Raw genomic sequence first — 18,833 nt, 5'->3', positions numbered from 1 at the left:
GTGAAATGTATCCCGATGCACCCTTCAGCAGGGTGGCACCATGCCCTTGAGTCGTTCGAGGTCACGCCGCCCCTGCGGCGTGAGGGCACTGGTGGGATACTCCACCACCAGCTGTTCGAGTTTGGCGATGGCGCCGGCCTTGTCACCGGCGTCACGAAGCGCCCGCGCCCATGTCAGCAGGGCCTCCGGTGCTTCCGGGCTGCGCGGATACTCCGCGAGGATGCGCTCGTAGAGCGGCACCGCCGCACCACGTGACGACAAGCGGGCCGCCTGTGCCAGGAAGGCCGGCGCCGCGGCGCCGACGGAATCGGCGAGGCGCGCAAAGCGCAATGCCGCCGCGACGGAGTCGCGGCGCGCCGTCATGACGAAGGCTTCTCCGAGACCCGGCAGCTGCTCCACGCGAGTGCGTGCGAGAATCCCCAGGGCGTCAATGAGTTCGGGCCGATTGGAGGCCGCGCGGAGCAGATGCTTTCGCGCCGTGCCCAGATCACCGTCGTAGAGCGCCAGCCAGCCGACCATCTCGTCGTCGTCGGCCAGATCGCCGGCCTCCATTATGGCGCGAGCGCGAGGCACGTCGCCGGCACGAAGCCACGCGGCCACCAGTGGGCGCGTGAGCGCCATGCGCGTGTCAGGATCGAGCGTCTTCGCTGCGGCGTCGAGTGTGCGCTGTGCTTCGTCGCCGCGCCCAAGCTCGCCGAGTGCGGCGATCTCCAGACTCAGCAACGCACGCGTGCGAGCGCTGTCGCTCTTGCCGGCACGGGCGCGGCGTACCAGGATCAGCGCACCGGCCGCATCACCGGCACGCAGGGCCGCGTCGGTGGCACGCTGCTGCGATTCCGCGTCGCCCTGCCGTTCGAACACGGCGAGCCACGCGTCGCGAGCCACGAGCCAGCTTTCGTTCAATTCCGCGCGTTCGCCAAAGGCGCGCCACGCCTGCATGGTGGAGTCGTTCACCGTCACGGTGCTGATGGCACTCCACGCCCTGCGCGGCTCCCCCCAAGCGAATTCGAGCGACGCCAGCAGGCGCCGCGGCGGCAAGGTGACCGGCGCGGCCATCAGTACGGTGCGCAGTGAATCCCGCACGGTGGCCGGCGTGCGCTGCAGTCCGAACAGGGCGGCGGTCTCGAGCCACGGCTGCTCGGCGAGCGCGTCGCGAAAGGCCTGCGCGGCGGGGACCCATCGTTGCAGCGCCACGTGCAACTGCGCCGTTTCACCCGAGAGGGCACCGACCACCCCCATGCGCTGGGCGGCTTCGTTGAGGATGGTATCGGCGGCGAGCGCCCGCCCCTGCTGCAGCAGCAGGCGCGCATATTCGCGGTATGGCGTGGCGTCGGTGCCCGCCACCCGCCGCCACATGATGAACGCCTCACGCGCCTCCCCATCACGCGCGGTGGTGACAAAGGTCCGCAGCTGTACGGTGCGCGCCGTGGGGTCGCTGGGGCGCACCTGCAACACACGCGTGAACACCGGCACGAGCGAATCGAGCATGCCGCGCTCAGCCCAGATGCGTTCGAGCCCGAGTAGCGCCATCGCCACGCGGTCGCCGTCGGTGTTGCCCGGCTGCAGCGCGCGCTGCAGCACATCGCGATAGGCCACACTCGCGCGGGCCGCATCGTTTCGATCTTCCGCATCGAGGGCGCGCGCGAGCGGATCGGTGGTATCCGGCGCCGCCGTGGTGGCGGGGCGCACCTGCGCCGCCACGATACGCTCCGGCGAGACGACCGCGCCGAGTACCGCAGCCCCGATCCAGCACATCAGGGCACGACGCCCCCGATGGTTACGGCGGGGTGGTGCCATTGAGCCGTCGGAAGTATTCGATCACGAGGCGGCGTTCCTCGGGGCCCAGCCCGCGCAACTCGTTCCACGTGGGCGGCGCGTACTTGTTGGCCGCCTTGCCGGACTGCGGGCCCTCCACCCGGCCGCCGCTGCCGTTGCCGCCGCCCGCTTTAGCCTCTCGAGGCCCCTGATCGTCGCGTTCCTCCTGCTCGAGGAATCGCCCCGCATCGAGGAGGCGGCGATAGAGCTGCTGCTGGCGCGCGGCCACGGCCGGATCGAGTCCGTTGCGCTCGATCTGCTGCGCGAGCTGCTGCGCCTCTTTGGCGAGGGCGTCAGTGCGCCCGGTTTCGTCGGCGTCGGATACGTCGGTGAGGCTGCGGGCCACTTCGCGCTGCTGGCGCGCCAGCACGCGTGCCTGCTGCTGCGCCTGCGCGCCGTCCTTGCCCCCCGGCATGAGGTTGAGCCCCTGCATCTGGCTGTTGAGCTGCCCCTGCTGCTGCGCGAGCTGCTTGAGCTGGTCCATCATCTCGGTGAAGCCGCTTGCCGACTGTGCGTTGTTCACTCGCTCGCGGTCGCGCACGAGTGAACTCAACGCCTGGTTGAGCGCTTCGCTGGCGTCCTTCATCGCGTTCTGCGCCTGCTCGCTGCCGCCGGGCTGCCCCTGCCCCGCCTGCTGCATCGCTTGCGTGGCCTGCTGCACACGGCGCTGCGCCTCACCCATCGCCTTCTGCGACCGCTGCGAGAGCAACGACGAGGAGCGCCCGGCCTGCTCAAGCCGCTCCGCCGCCTGCTGCACGCCTTGCTGGAGCGCACTCTGCTCGCCCTGCATGCCCTGCGCGCCCTGTTGGCCAGACTGCCGCATGCGCTTCTCGAGCTCCTGCTGCTGTCGCGCCAGTTGCATGGTCTCGTTAATGGACTGGTCGAGCTGATCCGACAGCTCGCCCTTCCACGCATTGACCTGGGCATCGCGCGCGCTGGCCAGCTGGTCGGCCGCGCGCTCCATGGCCTGGGCCGCCTGACGCGCTTGGTCCGCCGGGTTTCCGCCCTGCTGCTGACCGCCCGCCTGCTGCCCGCCGGGCTTGTTGCCGTTGGGGGACTGCTGTTGGCCGCCTTGCGATCCACCAGGCTGCGGGCCCTGCTGCGAATTCCCCGCCTGCCCCTTCGAGCCCTGCTGACTGGGCTGGTTCTGTGCCGTCTGCCCCTGCCCGCCCTGCTGCGACTGTTGTGGCTGCGACTGCTGCTGCTGCTGCTGGCCGGCAGGCTGCTTCCCCTGCGGCGTGCCCTGATCCGTCCCCTGCTGCCGCGCCTGCTCCTCCGCCTGCTGGCGTGCCTGGTCAGCCGCCTGTTGCATGGCATCAGCTGCCTGCTTGGTCAGCGGCTGCGCTTCGCGCGTCTTCGAGGCGCCCGGCCTGGCCCCCGCCTCCTCGAGCCGCTTGGCGAGAGCCTGTACGTCGCGTTCAAGCTGGCGCGAGCGCTCTGCCAGCTCGCGCGGATCGTTGGCGTCCCGATTGCCCTGTGGCCCGCCCGGCGACTGCTGCCCACGCTTCTGCGGGTCGAGGCGGTCCGCCATCTGCTGCTGCGCCTTCGAGAGCTCCTTCGCATCATCGCGCAACGTCTGCATTGCCCCCTCAAGCGCGGCCCGCTTGAGCATCTCGGCGCTCTTCTCGAGCTGCTCCCGCATCTGCTTCTGCGCGTCGGACAACTGCTGCATGCTGCGCTGGGCGTCGGCGCCGCTCAACTTGTCGCCGCTCTTGTTGAGCGCCTCGAGCTGCTTCTGCATCTCGGGGGTCATCGCATCACGCAGCATCTTCTGGATGTCACGCATGCGCGACGCCATGGTGGTGTCGAGTGCGTTGGCGTTCTTGAGGCGCGACTCGAGCTCCTTGGCGTTCATGCGGAGCGAGTCGACCTTGGCCGACAGCTGCTGCTGATCACGCGCGAGCTGTTTGGCCTTCTCCGCCGCCGTGAACGACATCTGGTTCTTCGCCGATTCGTTCTTCGCGCCATTGGGCTGCGACAGATCGCCGCCGCCGTTCTTGAGGTCGCGGCTGCGCGAGGCATCGCTGGTGTTCTGCTGCAACCGCTTCTCCTGCTGCGCCAGCTGCAACGCTCGCGCAGCGAGCGAGTCGGCTAGCGAACGGGCCAGCGCTCGCTGCTCCGAGAGCGATGGCACGCGCAGAAGCACCTCGGCGCTCTGCGACTGCTGCGCCCACGGCGAATCGTCGGTGGCCACCGCCGTCACATGCAACTTGTCGCCGGGCTCGAGCCCACGACCATCCAGCGTGAGGTTGGCGCCCCCTTCGAAGAGCGGTGATGCCGGCGCCGCCACGTCGATCCGCTGACGCACGATGGCCCCCGTACCGCCGGCGGCCTCCTTCCACACCACGAGATGGACGCGCGCCACGCCGTGATCGTCGCCGGCATCGATCCACACGGGCACCAGGCCCGTCGGACCAATCGCGGTGTCGGTGGCCGGGGCCACGATCTGCACCGAGGGCTTGAGATCGGGGATAACCGTAAAGATCAGGGAGTCGGGGAGCTCCGGCGGGAGCACGGCACCATCGGCACGCGGCGTGGCTTCGGCCTGCCAGCGCCAGGCACCGTCGCGATCGACCGTGAACACGCCCTGCGCAGCGACCCCGTCGCCACTCCCGCCGTTGGCCACGTCGAGCGATACCAGCTGAGTGCCATCGGTGAGCGCCGCGTTGCGCGCGCCACCACGCAGCATCACGCGTACCTGAATGCGCGTGCCCCGCGGCACCCGTAGCGGCGGCACCGGCTCGAGCGTTTCGTCTGCGCGGTCGAGGTAGGAGGGATAGAGCGCGCGCAGCGATACGTCGCCGATCCAGCCGCGATCCTCCACCAGCAGTTGCGCGGAAAGCTCGGCCGATCGCCCATCGCTCACGCGCACCATGGTCGGGGCCCGCACCGGCCCCAAGGCGTACCCCACCGAGCCGTTCTCGGGCACCGCGACCACGCTGTCACGCCACGGCTCACCCTCGGCGCGATGCGAGACCGTGATCTGCTGTCGTCCCGTGGCCAGAATGCGGAGCGTGACCGGCATACCGCGCGGCACGCGCGCGGACAGTTCATCGAAGGCAAGCGCCGGGAGCAACGTGCCACGCCACGCACTGACCGGCTGCAGCACCGCGGCCAGTCCATCCGGCACCGTGCGCACGGCCAGCGTCAGTGACGCGGCCCCGATCAGCGCAGCCACACCAGCCACCCCCACCGCAACGGTCAGCTGCCGCACCCTCTGCGGTGCAAGCGTGCCGGGCATCAGACGGCGTGCCACGTCGTCGGCGGCGCGCGCGCCGAGCACTCCGCTGCCCGCCACCTCGAGGGCGCCGCGCAAGGAGCCTTCGCGGAGCTGCTGTTCGCGCTCGATCACACCGGCCAATGCCGCGACGCTCAGCGCCTCCTGCTGGCGCGTCCACCGCCAACGGAAGGTGAGACCGGCCGCCACCACGGTGAGCACGGCCAGCAGCAGCGGGAGCGGAGCCGGCAGCGTAAGCCACCGCCCATCGGCCAGCAGCAGCGCACCACCGGAGAGCCCGGTGGCCAGCACGGCCGCAGCGGCCAGCAGTGCCGAGGTCATGGCGCGGGTGATGAGCCCATGCTGTTCCTGCGAAATGCGGTCGTCGAGCGCGCGGCCTTCGCGCGAGGGAATACCCCGGATGGCGGGTGCCGTCATGCCTGGCTCATGGCTGCACACGGCTCGTCGCCGCATACGTGAAGAGATTCACGCCGAGACGCAGCGCCTGTTCGTGCAGCGCCGGTGGATCGGGATAGGTGCCCACATCTTCCCACCCGTTCCCGAGATCGGTCGAGTACGTGTAGTAAAGCGCCAGGCGGTTGCCGATAAAGATCCCGTAGGCCTTCGCCGGCTTCCCGTCGTGCTCGTGCACCTTGGGCGGTCCGTCTCGGAAGTCGTAGACGAGATGGTAGATCGGATGGGCGTAGGGCACTTCCACAAGCGGGCGGTCCGGAAAGACCCGCGCGATCTCGCGGCGGAAGCTTTCGTCAAGCCCGTAGTTGTCGTCGACGTGCAGGAAGCCGCCGCGCGTGAGATACTCGCGCAGCCGCCGCCCCTCGATCTCGCTCAGCTTCATCTCCCCGTGCCCCGTGGCATGCAGGAACGGAAAGTCGAACAGCGCCGAGTCGGTGAGGGTGACCTTGGCCTCGACCCGCTCGATCGGCAGCGAGGTGCGCTCCGCGATGGCACGGATCAGGTTGGGGAGGCTCGACGGGTTGGCGTACCAGTCACCGCCCCCCTCGTACTGCAATCGGGCGATCGCCAGCCGGCCAGGACCGGCGAGGGCTGTCCCGACGGCAGCCGACGGCAGGGCGCGCGCCGCGACCAGCCCCGTGGGAAGGACCACACACGCAGCAAGCAGGAGAGAACGTGACCAACGCTGCGGGTGCCGCATGCAGGACCGGATCAGGTGTCGTGGGCGAGGCGATAGGCGAGGTTGCGGCTGGCGCCGTGCTCGTCCATGAGCATGCGGACGATGTCGCGGGGGCGGAAGCCCTCGGCGCGCATCGCATCCGCCGTGGCACGCAAGCCGTCTTCCGAGGGTTCCGCGGCCGTGGCGCCAGCGAGCACGATCACGATTTCCCCGCGAGGGGGCGCTTCCTCGTAATACGCGGCGACCGCCTCGAGCGTTCCGCGTCGGATTTCCTCGAAATGCTTGGTCAGTTCACGGGCTACCGCCACCTGACGGCCGGCCCCGGCAATCCCCGCCAGATCGCGTAACGTGTCGACGAGCCGGTTGGGGGACTCGAACAGCACCACGACATGCGGCAGTCTGGCGGCGAGGGCAAGCATGTCCTCGCGCGCTTTCCCCTTCCGGTCGGGAAAGCCCAGCACCGTGAAGGGGTGGGGCGTGAGCCCACAGGCCACGAGGGCGGCAAGGGTGGCCGATGCGCCAGGCACCGGCACCACGCGCAGGCCGGCGGCCACGACGGCGTCGACCAGACGCGCGCCGGGATCCGACACCAGCGGGGTACCGGCATCGCTGATCAGGGCCAACGATTCACCCGCGCGGAGCCGTTCGATGAGGCGGGGGGTCATCGCCGCCTCATTGTGCTCGTGAAGCGCGAGCGTGGGGGTGCCGAGGCCGAAGCGATCGAGCATGGGGCGGCTCTGCCGCGTGTCTTCGCAGCAAATCACCGCGACCTGCTGCAGCACGGCGAGCGCGCGCAGCGTCATGTCACCAAGGTTGCCGATCGGAGTGCTCACGACGTGCAAGGCCCCAGGCGTTGCCGCCTGGGGCCACAAGGCCGACGCCCGACCCGCCATCGCCGACAGCGCGGCAGACGGGTCGGCGCTGGCGAACGCCTCGCTCAGGCGTGCTCCTGGAACTTGCCTTCGAGCGTGGGACGCGGCACGGCACCCACGACCTGATCCACCAGCTTGCCGTCCTTGAAAAACAGGATCGTGGGGATCGAGCGCACGTTGAACTTGGCGGCGGTGTGCTGGTTGTTGTCCACGTCGAGCTTGGCAACTTTCACCTTGCCCGCATAGTCCGACGCGAGCTGCTCGATGATCGGCGCGATCATGCGGCAGGGGGCGCACCACGTTGCCCAGAAATCCACCACCGCCAGCCCCTGATACTCCTCGATCTCGGCGGCGAAGTTGTCGTCCTTCACTTCCACTGCGTTGGCCATCGTGTGCTCCGTTGGGCGCAAGCGCGGCCGGCGGCGGCGCCTACGCCCATGTGCAGGATTAGAATTCGGAAGTTGTCACACCGGAACTGAACCCTACCCGTCATGACTGATTCCGTACGCCGAGGCACGCGCATCGCCCACATCGGGATTGCCGTTCGCGCCATCGACGAGTTGCTGCCCTTCATGCGAGACGTGCTAGACATGCCCGAGGTGCCGCTGGGCAACTCCGACGGCGCGACGATCGTCGGACTGGCGTCCGGCGAATCGCTCGTGGAACTGCTGGAGGCGCAAGCCGAAGAGACACCCATCGGCAAGTACGTCGCCAAACGCGGACCAGGCATTCACCACGTGTGCTTCGCCGTAGACGACCTCGACGGCATGCTGCAGAAGTGCCGCGACGCCGGTCTCCGGCTCATCGACGAAACGCCACGCATCGGCGCCGAGGGGAAACGGATCGCGTTCCTCCACCCGAGCGCGACGGGCGGCGTGCTCGTCGAACTGTCAGAATACTAGTCGCACTGTCCAGCCGGGCCAGTCCAGTCGGGCGGGAGGCCCAGCGCGCCCGTTACTTGCAGAAGTCCCGCAGCTTGGTCACGTCCACGTCCTCGACCAGCCAGCGGCCGCTGGGACCGATGACGGTGATCATGGTGGTGCGGGCAACGGCGGTCCCCTTGGTGAGCTCCACCAGGTGTTCCTGACGCCCCCCGGTCTGGAGGCGTGGGCCGTCTTCCGGGAACCGGAAGCGGTCGTGTTGCATCAAGCATTGCATGATGATCAGCCGCTTCTCGAGCTCCTCACGTTTGAGCTGGTCGCGCGCCAGCCCCTTGCCATTGCCCCAGAGCCCCGACATGGCCTGCAGGTCCTGGGCGGCGACGGCCTTGAGGAAGGATTCGACGGCGCCCCGCCCCGAGGCCGCACCGATGGCTCCCGGCCCGCTGGCAGCGGACGGCACCGCCGCCCCCGGTAACGCCATATCGGTGGAAGCCACCTGACGGGCACACGCGCTCGACAGGAGCAGGCCGGTTCCGATCAGACCGGCCACCGCCTTTCGTCTCATGATTGGCACCACTGCACGCACCTGTCCGAGCACCAAGGCCTCCTTAGCTTCGGTGTGATCATCCGCGAGTGTAAGCTACTACGCAGCTGCACTATCGACGTAACCGCCCCCACAGGGATACTTCAGGGATACCCCAGAGATGTCGCTTCGCTACCAGCGCCTGTATGTGAACATCGACCACGTGGCGACGGTCCGGCAGGCCCGTCGCAGCCAAGAACCGGATCCGGTCGCCGCAGCCACGTTATGCGAGCAGGCCGGAGCCGATGGGATCACAGCGCACCTGCGTGAGGATCGCCGCCACATTCAGGACGATGACATCCACCGCCTCGCGGCGGCCGTCACCACGCTGCTCAATCTCGAGTGCGCCATTACTGACGACATGCTCACCCTCGCCGAAACACTCCGGCCCGCCCAGGTGACGCTCGTCCCTGAGCGCCGCGAGGAGATCACGACGGAAGGTGGGCTGGACGTGATCCGCCACGAAGCGGCCGTCCGCGATGCCGTGACCCGCCTGAAACGTCTGGGGATCCGCACCAGTCTGTTTATTGATCCCGACGCGTCCGCAGTCACGGTGTCACACGCCGTGGGCGCCGAAGCGATCGAACTGCACACAGGGGCGTACGCGCATGCCCCGCGCGATCCGGCCACCCTGCGCGCCTTGCGGGAGGCGGCGGCGCTGGGGGCGTCCCTCGGTCTCGCCGTGCACGCCGGCCATGGACTCTCGGTAAACAATGTGGGACCGGTGGCCGCCATTCCGGAGATCGAAGAGCTCAACATCGGGCACGCGATCGTGGGGCGCGCCATCTTTGTCGGGTTGGATGCGGCCGTGCGGGAAGTGCGCGCCGCGATGGACGAGGCCCGTGAGGCGGATCTGTTCTGAGCCGCCCACGCGTCTCGTGACCCCATGACTTTTTCTCTCAGGGTGCGCACGGCATGACGGCTCCACAGGCGCTCATCGGGCTCCTTCAACAGGAAGCCACCGCGTCCCTCGACGGCCTCGATCAGTCGCTGGCCAACACGGGCATGCCCGATACCGCAACGTTCCTCAGGAGCGCAGGGGCCCTACGCAGGAGCGCGACCATGGCGCGACTGGATGGCCTGACGGAGTTGGCATCCACCCTCGAGCGGATTGCCACCGGCGTGCAGAACGCTGAGCTGCGCTGGGATCAGCGTCTTCACCTCGCGGTACGCCATGCCATCGGCGAGCTGCGCGCGCTCGTGGTGCAGGCACCCATGTGGAGCGAGGCCGCACAGCGTCGCGCTCGCACGCAGTCGGTGTCGCTGGCCGCCGTAGCCTCCGGCTACGTCACGACAGCACCGGTGACGGAGACCGGCTCCCCCGCCGTGCAGGTGACCCCCATCGCCCGCTTCTTCCCGGAGGATGGGTTGCCGGGGATCCTGCACCGGGACCCCATGCCGGCGATCACCGTGGCGAAGCGCTTCCGCCACGACATGGCGACCGCTGCTGACGCCGTGGCGCGCGAGATCGCGGCACTCGGCACCGCGGCCGCGACCCGTGCCACCGGCCCGTCGCACCTGGCCAGCACCGACGGTGTGCGCCGCGCCCTACTCGGGCTCGCGGACCTGTCGGAGAGCTACGGCGCCACGAGTATTGCCACGCTCGCCACCACGATGGCCCGTGCGCCCCTCACGACGCCGTCGGAACGGGCAGCCGTGCAAGAATTCGCCCGGCTGCTCATGAATCGAGAGTGCCCCGACATACAGCTCGCACGAGAGGTCAAGCAGGCCAGCCTCACGTGGAGCGGTGCGCCGGTCATGGAACCGCCGACCGTGCCGATCGAAACGCTGCTCTATCGCGGCCATTCGGCAGTGGTCCGCGCCCGCGACGTGCGCAACCAGCTCAAATTGCACTGGCAGCGCGGATCGCTGGCGCAGCCGGAAGCGCACGCACTCTTCGAGGAGTTGAGCGACCTGCTCGACCTCGCGGTCACCGCCTGACGCCTTCGCGCGTGCTCCACTCCGTCGAACCTCCCGCCTTCACCATCGTGCTGCCGTGACACAGTTCCGGACCGCCGTGGGGTTCGCGCTGAGCGCCGCCTTGCTCTGGTGGACGCTGCGCGGGGTGCCGCTCGAGCAGGTGGTGGGCGTCCTGCGACAGTCCAATGGCCTCCTCTTCGTGATCAGCACCGTGGTCGCGACCGCCATCTTTCCCCTCCGCGCCCGGAAGTGGCGTCCCATTCTCGAGCCGATCGCCGGAACCATCGCCTTCGCCCCGCTCTGGCGCAGCACCGCGGTGGGGATGATGGTCACCAACGTGTTCCCGCTGCGTGCCGGTGAGTTTGCGCGTGCCTTCGCGCTCACGCGTGAGGTGCCGCGAGTGGCGCTCACCAGTGCCCTCGGTTCACTGGCGATCGATCGTCTGTTCGATGCGCTCGTGGTGTTCGCCATGATGTTCGCCGCCATGCTCGACCCGCGCTTCCCCGCCGACGCTACCCTTGCCGGCCGTTCGGTGGCGCAGCTCGCGACCGGCGGCGTATTGCTCATGGGCGGCGTGTTCGTGGCCTGCTATCTGGTGGTATTGCACCCGGAATGGGTCGTGCACCTGGCCGGTGCTGTGGTGCAGCGAATCATTCCGAGGCACCGCGATGTGCTTGTGGGGCTCGTGGAGCTCGCGATCGGTAGCCTCGCCGTACTGCGCGATACCCGCCGGTTCTTCGCCGTGCTGGGATGGACGGTGCTCCATTGGTGTACCAACGCCGTTGCCCTCTGGCTTGGCTTCGTGGCCGTGGGGATCGACGTGCCGGTCAGCGCCGCCTTCTTCCTGCAGGGTGTCCTCGCCGTGGGGGTGGCCGTCCCCAGCTCCCCCGGCTTCTTTGGCGTGTTCGAAGCGGCGGCAACGATCGGCCTCGGGGTGTACGGCCTACCGCGCGATCTTGCCGTAAGCTGGGCACTCGGCTCGCACCTGCTCAGTTTCATCCCCATCACGGTGCTCGGCGCCATCTACTTCGCGCGCCTCGGCGTACGCGTAGACGACGTGCGCGGCACCACATCATCCTGATCCGCTCCCGTCTCCCGCACACGCCGCGATGCGCGTGCTCCGCTTCCCCATCATCAGACCAACGCCGTGAGTACAACCGGGCCGACCCACGCACGCACCGAACGGGCACACGCCAAGATCAACCTCGTCCTGCGCATTCTCGCGCGGGAGGCGGGCGGCTATCACGGCATCGAGACGCTCTTTCAGCGTCTGGCGCTGCACGACGTGGTGCACGTGGCCGTGGGCGATGGCCCGAGACAGCTGACCTGTCACGGGCCTGCGATGCCCAGTGGCGGGCTCGGACCGATGGAACAGAACCTCGCCTGGCGCGCCGCCGAGGCCTATTGCGCCGCCACCGCGTGGCGCACCGCCTGGCAGATCGCGATCGAGAAGCACATTCCCGTGGGCGGCGGCCTCGGTGGCGGGAGCGCCGATGCGGCAGCGGTGCTGCGTGCACTCGAGGGGCTCTGCCCCACGCCGCTCGGCATGCCGCGACTCCTCGAAATGGCCGGAACGCTCGGCGCCGACGTGCCCTTTCTCGTGTCGGGGCAGCACCTGGCGTGGGCGTGGGGCCGCGGCGACCGCCTGCTTCCCCTGCCGGCGCTCCCGTCTATGGCCCTGTCCCTCGTGACGTTCCGCGAGGGCGTGAATACCGCCGCGGCGTATGGCGCGTTCGCCACGGCGCGCGAACAGCGCCGCGAGAGCGTGCGCGCGTTCGCCTACCAGGCCGGCGCCTTCGGCAGTTGGTCCGGTGTGGCCGACTGTGCCGTGAATGACTTCGAACAGGTCGTGAGCGCGATGCACGCCGGAGTAGGCCAGGTACTTCCGCAGGTGCAGCACGCCGCACAGCTGCTCCGTGATCAGGGGCACCCCGCCGTCGGCCTCATGAGCGGCAGCGGTGCTACCTGCTTCGTGCTACACCCGATCGGCACCCGCTGCGCCCTCGACGTGCCCGACGGCGCGCGGGTGGTGGAGACCGTCACGTCGGCGTAGTGCACAACGCTCGGCGCGACCGGCACGGGCGCGAGCCAGGCCGGAATCAGCGCAGGGTGGCGATGCCCGTGCGCGGATCGAACGTGGCGCCGGCCGGAAGGACGTGCATCCGCACACCGGTGGCTCCAAGCACCGGCGCGGCGCCGTTGCTGCGCTGGGCCTCGCGGGCATCATATACGACGGCAGCACTCGCTCCCGCCACGCGCCAGCGCCCGTCCGGCTCCACGATGAGTGCCGTGCCTTCATCGATTCCCACGCCGAGGTGGGGTGCATCGGCGAGTACGAGACTGAGCAACCGGTTGTGACGCTTCCGGCGCAGGAAGTGCTGATCGACGACGGCGTTGGTGAGCAGTGAGAAGCCACTGTCCGTCTGCACGGTACCACGCTGGATGCGGGTCCACGATTCGGTCGTATCGCGGCGCTGCAGTTCGTCGCCGGTGATCATGGGATACGACAGCACCGCCGCCCCTGCCGACGTGCCTCCTACCACCGCGCCAGCACGGAAGCGCGCGTGAATTGCGCGCTCCACCTTGGTTCCACGCAGGATTGCGGCGAGACGATTCTGATCACCGCCGCCGAACCACACGCCGGTCACCTCACGCAGCAGCGCCGCCACGCTGTCCTCGTTGGCCTGTTCGCGGGTGAGCCAGAGCGCCCGCGCCGACGCGCCGAGCTCGCGCAAGTCCGCCGCTTTGGCTTCTCCACTGCGCGCGCCGTCCACGCTGGCCATGGCAAAGACCACGATACGCGCCGCGCCGGCCCCACCCGCACGTGTCACGAACTCCCGCACGAGGGCCGCCGGTTGCGATCCGCCGCCCACGATGAACAGTGTGCCCGCGCGCTCCGGCACTGCCGTCGACTGTGCCGCGAGATCCGCGGGAGCCCATGCGCAGACGGCCGACAGCAGCGACACCGTGACGTGTCGTACCATCGACCGCCCGCTTCTCACCTGCCAACACCGTCTAGTCATGCCGAGTCTCGTGGGAGTGGAGAACCTGCTGCCGCTCCCACGCAATCTACCAGCTGGTGCCGGGCCCGCACGCACCGGTCTCGATACGAATCACCGCGCTTCGATGTCGATGACCTTCCCCTTGGCCTGGGGCAGCTTGGGGAGCGTGACGGTGAGGACGCCTTTTTTGAACGCCGCCTTCACGTGTTCCATGTCCACCGTGCGGGGTAACGTGAAGGAACGTTGGAAGGCGCCGTAGAAGCGCTCCGAGAGGTAGTAGCTCCTCGCCGGCGGTGCATCCGTGCGTTCCTGCTCCTTCTCGCCTTCGATTGTCAGCACATTGTTGTCGATGGTGATCTTGAGCGCCTTCTCCTCAATCCCGGGGAGTTCAGCCGTGAGGACCATCGCCTCGTTCGTCTCCGACACTTCCACTGCGGGGAGCCAAGTCCCGACGCTGGCCGCCGGCAGGAATGGGTTGTCCAGCATCCGGCGCATAAAGCCCGAGAACATGTCATCGGTCGAGAGTGCGCTGGGAGTCCTGCGAACGAGCGTCGACATCACGCCTCCTGCACCGAGAACGGCGCGGCGGTTGGGGTGGTTGCTCGCGGAACGCCCGACTGTACAACGGGCCGCGAGACAGCGCCAACCTCATACAGGGGCGTCCAGCGCGCATCCGGACCGCAGCGGGCATCGCGTCAGACACAAGTCGACACGACCCCAGCCTTCATGCCCGGAAGAAATACACGTACTTGGCGACGAGGCCGCCGCGCGAGGGACGTTCCCACGGAATGGGCCGCTCGAGCCCCGTGGGCCACGAACTATTCCACACCACGTAGAGATCGCTCCCCGGCTTCACCGTCCAGCGCACCCGCGCGTTCGTCGACGCGCGCTGGGACTGATTATCCCACTGCGCAAAGAGCGTGGCGTTGAGCCGCGGATTGAAGGCGTAGTCCGCGCGCAGTCGTGCGGTATTGGCGGTGAAGCGCGCCAGCGGCAACTCCACGGCTGATCGCTGCAGGTCGAGCGTGAGCAGCACGTGCGGCGCCCGGCGGAGACGCAGGCTGCCGGTGAGGTCAGTCGAGCGCCCGTCGTAGAAATCCCCCGTACTTGCCGTGAGCTGCACCTTCACGGCGCGAGCCTCGGCCCCCGCGTACTGCACCTCCGCGCGCGTCCACCAGTATTGCGCCGGCGCCACATTCACGCCCGAAAAGAGCGAGAAGGTTTCGGTGGGGTTGTCGTAGCGGCGGCGTACCCAGGTATCGATGCGGTCGCCGTTTTGGAGTTGCAGCCCGAATGGCTTGACGCCGAAGGCCGCGTTATCGAGCCCACCGGTGATCCCCCACACGAGATCGTAGCTGGCCAGATTGAATTCGTAGCGCCGAATGAGCCGGCTCCGCCTGCGCGGCCGCGGCGTGATTTGGGTGTTGCCGGCGATACGCTGAATGCCGCGCTGCTGCACGAACCCGAGCGCGGGATCATAGGCCGCATCAATCCGATCATACCGCACTACGATATCGGCATTGTCATTCGGGTAGTCCACCATCAGCCGATAATGCCCGCCCACCTCGCCGCCGGCTGAATCGCGGCTCCACGCGGCGTTGCCCAGCACGATCAGGTTCTGTCCGCCCTGTACGATGTACGGCAGGAAGAAATCCACGCCGCCGGCCGTGCTCGCCGGGCGTCCGGTCGTGCCGGAGAAGGTCCCCATGGCGCCGATATAGCCGCGACCGAGCAGGTCCTGTTTGACGCGCAATACGGCGTTGGTGGCGTTCTGATCGCCCGCCGAGCGCGCGGCAAGAAAGCCAACCTGCCGGTCACCGGCGCGCCCCTGCATCCGAAGTCCGAAGGGAATCGTGACCGGGGTGCCATTGGCCCCCAGCCCGATGCGACGCGAGTAGAACATCTGCGCCTCGCGCGGGCGGCCAAAATCGAAGATCGCCGAACCTTCGGTGAAGAACGGACGTTGCTCGGGGAAGAACAGGGGGAACCGCGTCAGATTCACGATCTGCCGGTCCACTTCGGCCTGCGCGAAGTCGGGGTTGATCGTGATATCGGCGGTGACGGTGTTGGTGATGGGCGCTTTGATGTCGAGCCCCACGCTGGCGTCGCTAGCGCCCGGCGCCAGCATGGTGTCACCCGCCACCCGGAAGTAGCGCCGTTCGGCGGTGCGCGACTCGCCGGACACGTAAGGGCGCGCCTCCAGACGGGGGCGGCGCGGGAGCCCATCGAGCCCGCCGATGATCCCCTCCTTCTCGAGGAAGCGAAGCCCCTCGGTGCGGCGCCAGGCGCGCCAGAGATTCTCCTCATTCTTGCGCGGCATGAAGCGGCGGAAGTTCATCCCCATTACGCTGTCGCCCTCGGCGTAGCGCAGCGTGGCCCACGGGATGAACATTTCCACGAAGTAGCCGTCGCCGGTAATGCTCGTGCGCACGTCCCACACGCCATCCCAGCTTTCGTTGCCTGTCTCGATGTCCACGTGTTCACCATCCCACATGGCGCCGTTGGCATTCGAGCGGAAATAGAAGGCGCTGCGTTTGTCGTGCAGGCCGTCGATGCCCATCGACACGTAGTCGTCGCTGCGCAGCTCAGCGTCGCGACGCACCTGCGAGCGCACGATGTTGGCCGCATCGCGGTCGTAGCACGACCACCCAATGGCGAGCCCGGTGGGGGTGGCCAGCAGGCGCACCACCGTGCGTTCGGTGCCTGCGGCACCCTCCACCGGGTCCTTTTGCCGGAAGTCGGTAATGGAGTCGGCCTGCGCCCATTCCGGCTCCGTGAACCGGCCATCGAGGGTGGTCTCGCGCGAGGTGCGGTATACGCGATGATCCACCCCGTTGATCTGCAGCGCACGCTGCGCACCGAGCGCCGGGACGGAGACCAGCGAGGCGCCGACGAGGAGCGCGGCGGCGGCGCAGAATGGGCGGAGAAGGGTCACGTGGGTAAACGTGCGCCGAACCTGAATTGCTGAGATGCGGCCCCCCGCTGGCCTCAGGGGCGCCCGGCGTGGATACTTGTGGCATGTCATCGCCACTGCTCGCTCCTTCGATCGCCGATATCCGCGCCGCGCAGGCGCGCATCGCCCCGCATGCGGCGGTGACGCCGCTCCTGCGCTCCCCTGCTCTCGACGCCGTGGCCGGCGGCCCGGTGCTGCTCAAGGCCGAAGTGCTGCAGCATACGGGCTCGTTCAAGCTGCGCGGCGCCCTCAATCGGCTGCTGCAACTCTCGCCCGGGGAGCGCGATCGCGGTGTGGTGGCCTATTCGTCGGGTAACCACGCCCAGGCGGTGGCCTACAGCGCCACGCTGCTGGGAATGCGCGCGGTGATCGTGATGCCGAAGGATGCGCCGGCACTCAAGATCGAACGCACGCGGGCCTTCGGTGCCGACGTGGTGCTGTACGATCGGTATACGGAAGATCGCGTAGCGATCGGTGGGGCCATTGCCGCGGAACGTGGCTCCACGGTGGTGCCCCCGTTCGAGGATCCGCATATCGTGGCCGGTCAGGGTACGCTCGGGCTCGAGGCACTGGAGCAGGCGCAGGCGCTGGGCATGGCGCCCGATACGTTGCTGGTGTGCTGCGGTGGCGGCGGGCTCACGGCGGGGTGCGCACTGGCGACGGAGGCGGTGAGTCCTGCCACGACCGTGCATCCGTGCGAACCCGCGGAGTTCGACGACACCGCGCGCTCGCTCGAGCTGGGGCACCGCGTGGCCAACGAGCCGGGCAGGCGTTCGATCTGCGATGCGATCGTGACGGAGATTCCCGGCGAATTCACCTTCTCGATCAACCAGCCGCGCGTGGGTCGTGGGCTGCGCGTGACGGACGAGGAGGTGTTGGCGGCCATCGCCTTCGCGGTCCGCGAGCTCAAGCTGGTCGTGGAGCCCGGCGGCGCCGCCGCACTCGCAGCGCTCCTCAGTGGCAAGCTCGAGACGCAGGGAAGGACCACGCTCGTGGTGACGACCGGCGGCAATATCGACCCGGCCATTCTGGCGCGCGCGATCGGCGCGGCGGGCTAACCGCCGCGTCACGATCCGCGCGCCTCGAAGGGGCCCTGTCAGCATCCGCGGTACAGCCGGTCCCGGGCCCCACCCGGCTCTCGCGACTCGCCCCCGGAATCGCGTGATTTCGGGACGAGTTTTCGGTGATGGAGGTCAGGTGGCAGTTCGACGCCCCCTCAACGCTCCCCTGGCTCCGACCATACTATTCAGCATGACTACCCGTCGCGATTTTCTTGCCACCGGCGGCGCGGCGCTTGGCGCCATCGCCGTTGGCCCCCGCCTCCTCGAGGCCGTCCCTGCCCCGCCCCGCCTGCCGGCGCTTTACGCCGACGCCGTCACGCGCGAGCTCATGATGGAAGCGCTCGACGCCGCCAAGCGCGCCGGCGCGTCCTGGGCCGACGTACGCATTTCGCGCAACCGCAACAACAGCGTGCAGACGCGCGAAAAGCAGATCACCGATGTCGTGGAAACCGACACCATGGGGTGCGGCGTACGCGTACTCGTCGATGGCTGCTGGGGCTTTGCCGCCACGCAGGAGCTCAGCAAGGCCGGCGTGGGGAGCACCGCGCAGGAGGCGGTCGCTATTGCCAAGGCCAACCGCGTCGCCCGCGATCGCCGGGTCGAGCTCGCGCCTGCTCCCGCGCAGGTCGACAAGACGTGGCGCAGCTCGTACACCATCGATCCGTTCACGATCGCGATCGAAGAAAAGGCGGACCTGCTGCTGCGTGCCAACGCCGCCGCCCTCACCGTGCCCACGGTGCGGTTCGTGAACAGCGGGTTGTCGTTCGTGAAGGAAGAGCGCAACTACGCCAACACCGAAGGCACCGTGACCACGCAGGACTACGTGCGCAGCTGGGTCACGATGTCCTGCACCGCCGTCTCCGCCGACCGCACCGGTAGCGCCGTGCGCGGCCCCGAAGTCGTGCAGCCCGCCGGTCGCGGTTGGGAGTACGTGCTCGAAGCCGACATCGTGAACAACGCGAAGGTGTGGGCGGGCGAAGCGGCCGAGAAGCTCACCGCCAAGCCGGTGGAACCGGGCCGCTACGATCTCATTCTGCATCCGTCGCAGCTCTTCCTCACGATCCATGAATCGGTGGCCCACGCTACCGAGCTCGATCGGGCAATGGGCTACGAAGCCAACTACGCCGGCACCTCGTTCGTGGCGCCGCCGGAGAAGGTGCTCGGCTCGCTCAAGTTCGGCTCGCCGATCATGCAGATCGTCGGCAATCGCAGCGAACCCGGCGCGCTCGCCACGATCGGCTACGATGACGACGGCGTGGTGCCGGACGAATTCCCCATCATCAAAGACGGCATCCTCGTGGATTACCAGACCAACCGCGAGCAGGCGCCGTGGTTGCGCGAGTACTACGCGAAGACCGGGAAGCCCGTGCGCTCGC

At 68.5% G+C, this 18,833-nt stretch carries 16 protein-coding genes; 7 read left to right on the top strand and 9 right to left on the bottom strand.

The window, feature by feature from the left end:
- Positions 1 to 24: 24 nt before the first annotated feature.
- From ACIQ51_RS07780 to trxA, 5 genes are all read right to left on the bottom strand, one after another.
- Positions 25 to 1,797, bottom strand: coding sequence for a hypothetical protein (locus ACIQ51_RS07780; RefSeq protein WP_396204466.1), 1,773 nt, complete (start codon positions 1,795 to 1,797; stop codon positions 25 to 27).
- Positions 1,778 to 5,470: a hypothetical protein gene (locus ACIQ51_RS07775; RefSeq protein ID WP_396204465.1), complete on the bottom strand. Its 3,693-nt coding sequence runs from the start codon at positions 5,468 to 5,470 to the stop codon at positions 1,778 to 1,780. Before ACIQ51_RS07775 ends, ACIQ51_RS07780 begins: the two co-directional genes overlap by 20 nt.
- A 7-nt stretch (positions 5,471 to 5,477) precedes the next feature.
- Positions 5,478 to 6,158 (bottom strand): DUF4159 domain-containing protein, encoded by a 681-nt coding sequence (locus tag ACIQ51_RS07770; RefSeq protein WP_396204464.1) that lies wholly within the window; start codon positions 6,156 to 6,158, stop codon positions 5,478 to 5,480.
- A 59-nt stretch (positions 6,159 to 6,217) separates the two neighbouring features.
- Positions 6,218 to 7,018 (bottom strand): 16S rRNA (cytidine(1402)-2'-O)-methyltransferase, encoded by an 801-nt coding sequence (rsmI, locus tag ACIQ51_RS07765; protein WP_396204463.1) that lies wholly within the window; start codon positions 7,016 to 7,018, stop codon positions 6,218 to 6,220.
- A 104-nt stretch (positions 7,019 to 7,122) separates the two neighbouring features.
- Complete coding sequence (trxA, locus tag ACIQ51_RS07760) at positions 7,123 to 7,467, bottom strand: thioredoxin (RefSeq protein WP_396204462.1); 345 nt, start codon at positions 7,465 to 7,467, stop codon at positions 7,123 to 7,125.
- A gap of 81 nt (positions 7,468 to 7,548) precedes the next feature.
- On the opposite strand from trxA, the gene mce reads away from it, so the two are divergent.
- On the top strand, positions 7,549 to 7,959 hold the full coding sequence (mce, locus tag ACIQ51_RS07755) for a methylmalonyl-CoA epimerase (RefSeq protein ID WP_396204461.1): 411 nt from the start codon (positions 7,549 to 7,551) through the stop codon (positions 7,957 to 7,959).
- A gap of 52 nt (positions 7,960 to 8,011) precedes the next feature.
- Here the strand turns inward: mce and ACIQ51_RS07750 are convergent, their stop codons facing one another.
- Entirely contained in the window at positions 8,012 to 8,503 is a 492-nt protein-coding gene (locus ACIQ51_RS07750) for a hypothetical protein (protein WP_396204460.1), read from the bottom strand.
- 139 nt (positions 8,504 to 8,642) lie between these two features.
- Between ACIQ51_RS07750 and ACIQ51_RS07745 the strand changes: the two genes are divergently transcribed.
- The 4 genes from ACIQ51_RS07745 (at position 8,643) to ispE (ending at position 12,494) form a co-directional block, all read left to right on the top strand.
- Positions 8,643 to 9,383, top strand: coding sequence for a pyridoxine 5'-phosphate synthase (locus ACIQ51_RS07745; RefSeq protein WP_396204459.1), 741 nt, complete (start codon positions 8,643 to 8,645; stop codon positions 9,381 to 9,383).
- 53 nt (positions 9,384 to 9,436) lie between these two features.
- On the top strand, positions 9,437 to 10,462 hold the full coding sequence (locus ACIQ51_RS07740; RefSeq protein WP_396204458.1) for a hypothetical protein: 1,026 nt from the start codon (positions 9,437 to 9,439) through the stop codon (positions 10,460 to 10,462).
- Positions 10,463 to 10,517: 55 nt separating this feature from the next.
- Complete coding sequence (locus ACIQ51_RS07735) at positions 10,518 to 11,522, top strand: lysylphosphatidylglycerol synthase transmembrane domain-containing protein (RefSeq protein ID WP_396204457.1); 1,005 nt, start codon at positions 10,518 to 10,520, stop codon at positions 11,520 to 11,522.
- Positions 11,523 to 11,588: 66 nt separating this feature from the next.
- Positions 11,589 to 12,494 carry a 4-(cytidine 5'-diphospho)-2-C-methyl-D-erythritol kinase gene (gene ispE, locus ACIQ51_RS07730; protein ID WP_396204456.1) on the top strand — a complete coding sequence of 302 codons (906 nt, stop codon included), beginning with the start codon at positions 11,589 to 11,591 and terminating at the stop codon, positions 12,492 to 12,494.
- 46 nt (positions 12,495 to 12,540) lie between these two features.
- Here ispE and ACIQ51_RS07725 read toward each other — a convergent pair whose 3' ends face one another.
- From ACIQ51_RS07725 to ACIQ51_RS07715, 3 genes are all read right to left on the bottom strand, one after another.
- Positions 12,541 to 13,425, bottom strand: a complete 885-nt coding sequence (locus tag ACIQ51_RS07725; protein ID WP_396204455.1) for a cyanophycinase — start codon at positions 13,423 to 13,425, stop codon at positions 12,541 to 12,543.
- A 129-nt stretch (positions 13,426 to 13,554) separates the two neighbouring features.
- Positions 13,555 to 14,001, bottom strand: coding sequence for an Hsp20/alpha crystallin family protein (locus ACIQ51_RS07720; protein ID WP_396204454.1), 447 nt, complete (start codon positions 13,999 to 14,001; stop codon positions 13,555 to 13,557).
- Positions 14,002 to 14,167: 166 nt separating this feature from the next.
- On the bottom strand, positions 14,168 to 16,378 hold the full coding sequence (locus tag ACIQ51_RS07715) for a DUF5916 domain-containing protein (RefSeq protein ID WP_396204453.1): 2,211 nt from the start codon (positions 16,376 to 16,378) through the stop codon (positions 14,168 to 14,170).
- 83 nt (positions 16,379 to 16,461) lie between these two features.
- On the opposite strand from ACIQ51_RS07715, the gene ACIQ51_RS07710 reads away from it, so the two are divergent.
- Together ACIQ51_RS07710 and ACIQ51_RS07705 are read left to right on the top strand one after the other, a co-directional pair.
- On the top strand, positions 16,462 to 17,454 hold the full coding sequence (locus tag ACIQ51_RS07710) for a threonine/serine dehydratase (protein ID WP_396204452.1): 993 nt from the start codon (positions 16,462 to 16,464) through the stop codon (positions 17,452 to 17,454).
- Between the two features lie 193 nt (positions 17,455 to 17,647).
- The coding region (locus tag ACIQ51_RS07705; RefSeq protein WP_396204451.1) for a TldD/PmbA family protein at positions 17,648 to 18,833 on the top strand (1,186 nt) is incomplete at its 3' end.

The organism is Gemmatimonas sp., from assembly GCF_044344655.1.
GTDB lineage: Bacteria > Gemmatimonadota > Gemmatimonadetes > Gemmatimonadales > Gemmatimonadaceae > Gemmatimonas.
The sequence above is the reverse complement of the archived record's forward strand: the minus strand, read 5'-3'. Positions and strand labels throughout refer to the sequence as shown.

What these genes read in the sequence shown, in the direction of transcription:
- ACIQ51_RS07780 (WP_396204466.1), bottom strand. Translation starts at nt 1,797, where the DNA reads ATGGCACCACCCCGCCGTAACCATCGGGGGCGTCGTGCCCTGATGTGC.
- ACIQ51_RS07775 (WP_396204465.1), bottom strand. Translation starts at nt 5,470, where the DNA reads ATGACGGCACCCGCCATCCGGGGTATTCCCTCGCGCGAAGGCCGCGCG.
- mce (WP_396204461.1), top strand. Translation starts at nt 7,549, where the DNA reads ATGACTGATTCCGTACGCCGAGGCACGCGCATCGCCCACATCGGGATT.
- ACIQ51_RS07750 (WP_396204460.1), bottom strand. Translation starts at nt 8,503, where the DNA reads ATGAGACGAAAGGCGGTGGCCGGTCTGATCGGAACCGGCCTGCTCCTG.
- ACIQ51_RS07745 (WP_396204459.1), top strand. Translation starts at nt 8,643, where the DNA reads ATGTCGCTTCGCTACCAGCGCCTGTATGTGAACATCGACCACGTGGCG.
- ACIQ51_RS07740 (WP_396204458.1), top strand. Translation starts at nt 9,437, where the DNA reads ATGACGGCTCCACAGGCGCTCATCGGGCTCCTTCAACAGGAAGCCACC.
- ACIQ51_RS07725 (WP_396204455.1), bottom strand. Translation starts at nt 13,425, where the DNA reads ATGGTACGACACGTCACGGTGTCGCTGCTGTCGGCCGTCTGCGCATGG.
- ACIQ51_RS07720 (WP_396204454.1), bottom strand. Translation starts at nt 14,001, where the DNA reads ATGTCGACGCTCGTTCGCAGGACTCCCAGCGCACTCTCGACCGATGAC.
- ACIQ51_RS07710 (WP_396204452.1), top strand. Translation starts at nt 16,462, where the DNA reads ATGTCATCGCCACTGCTCGCTCCTTCGATCGCCGATATCCGCGCCGCG.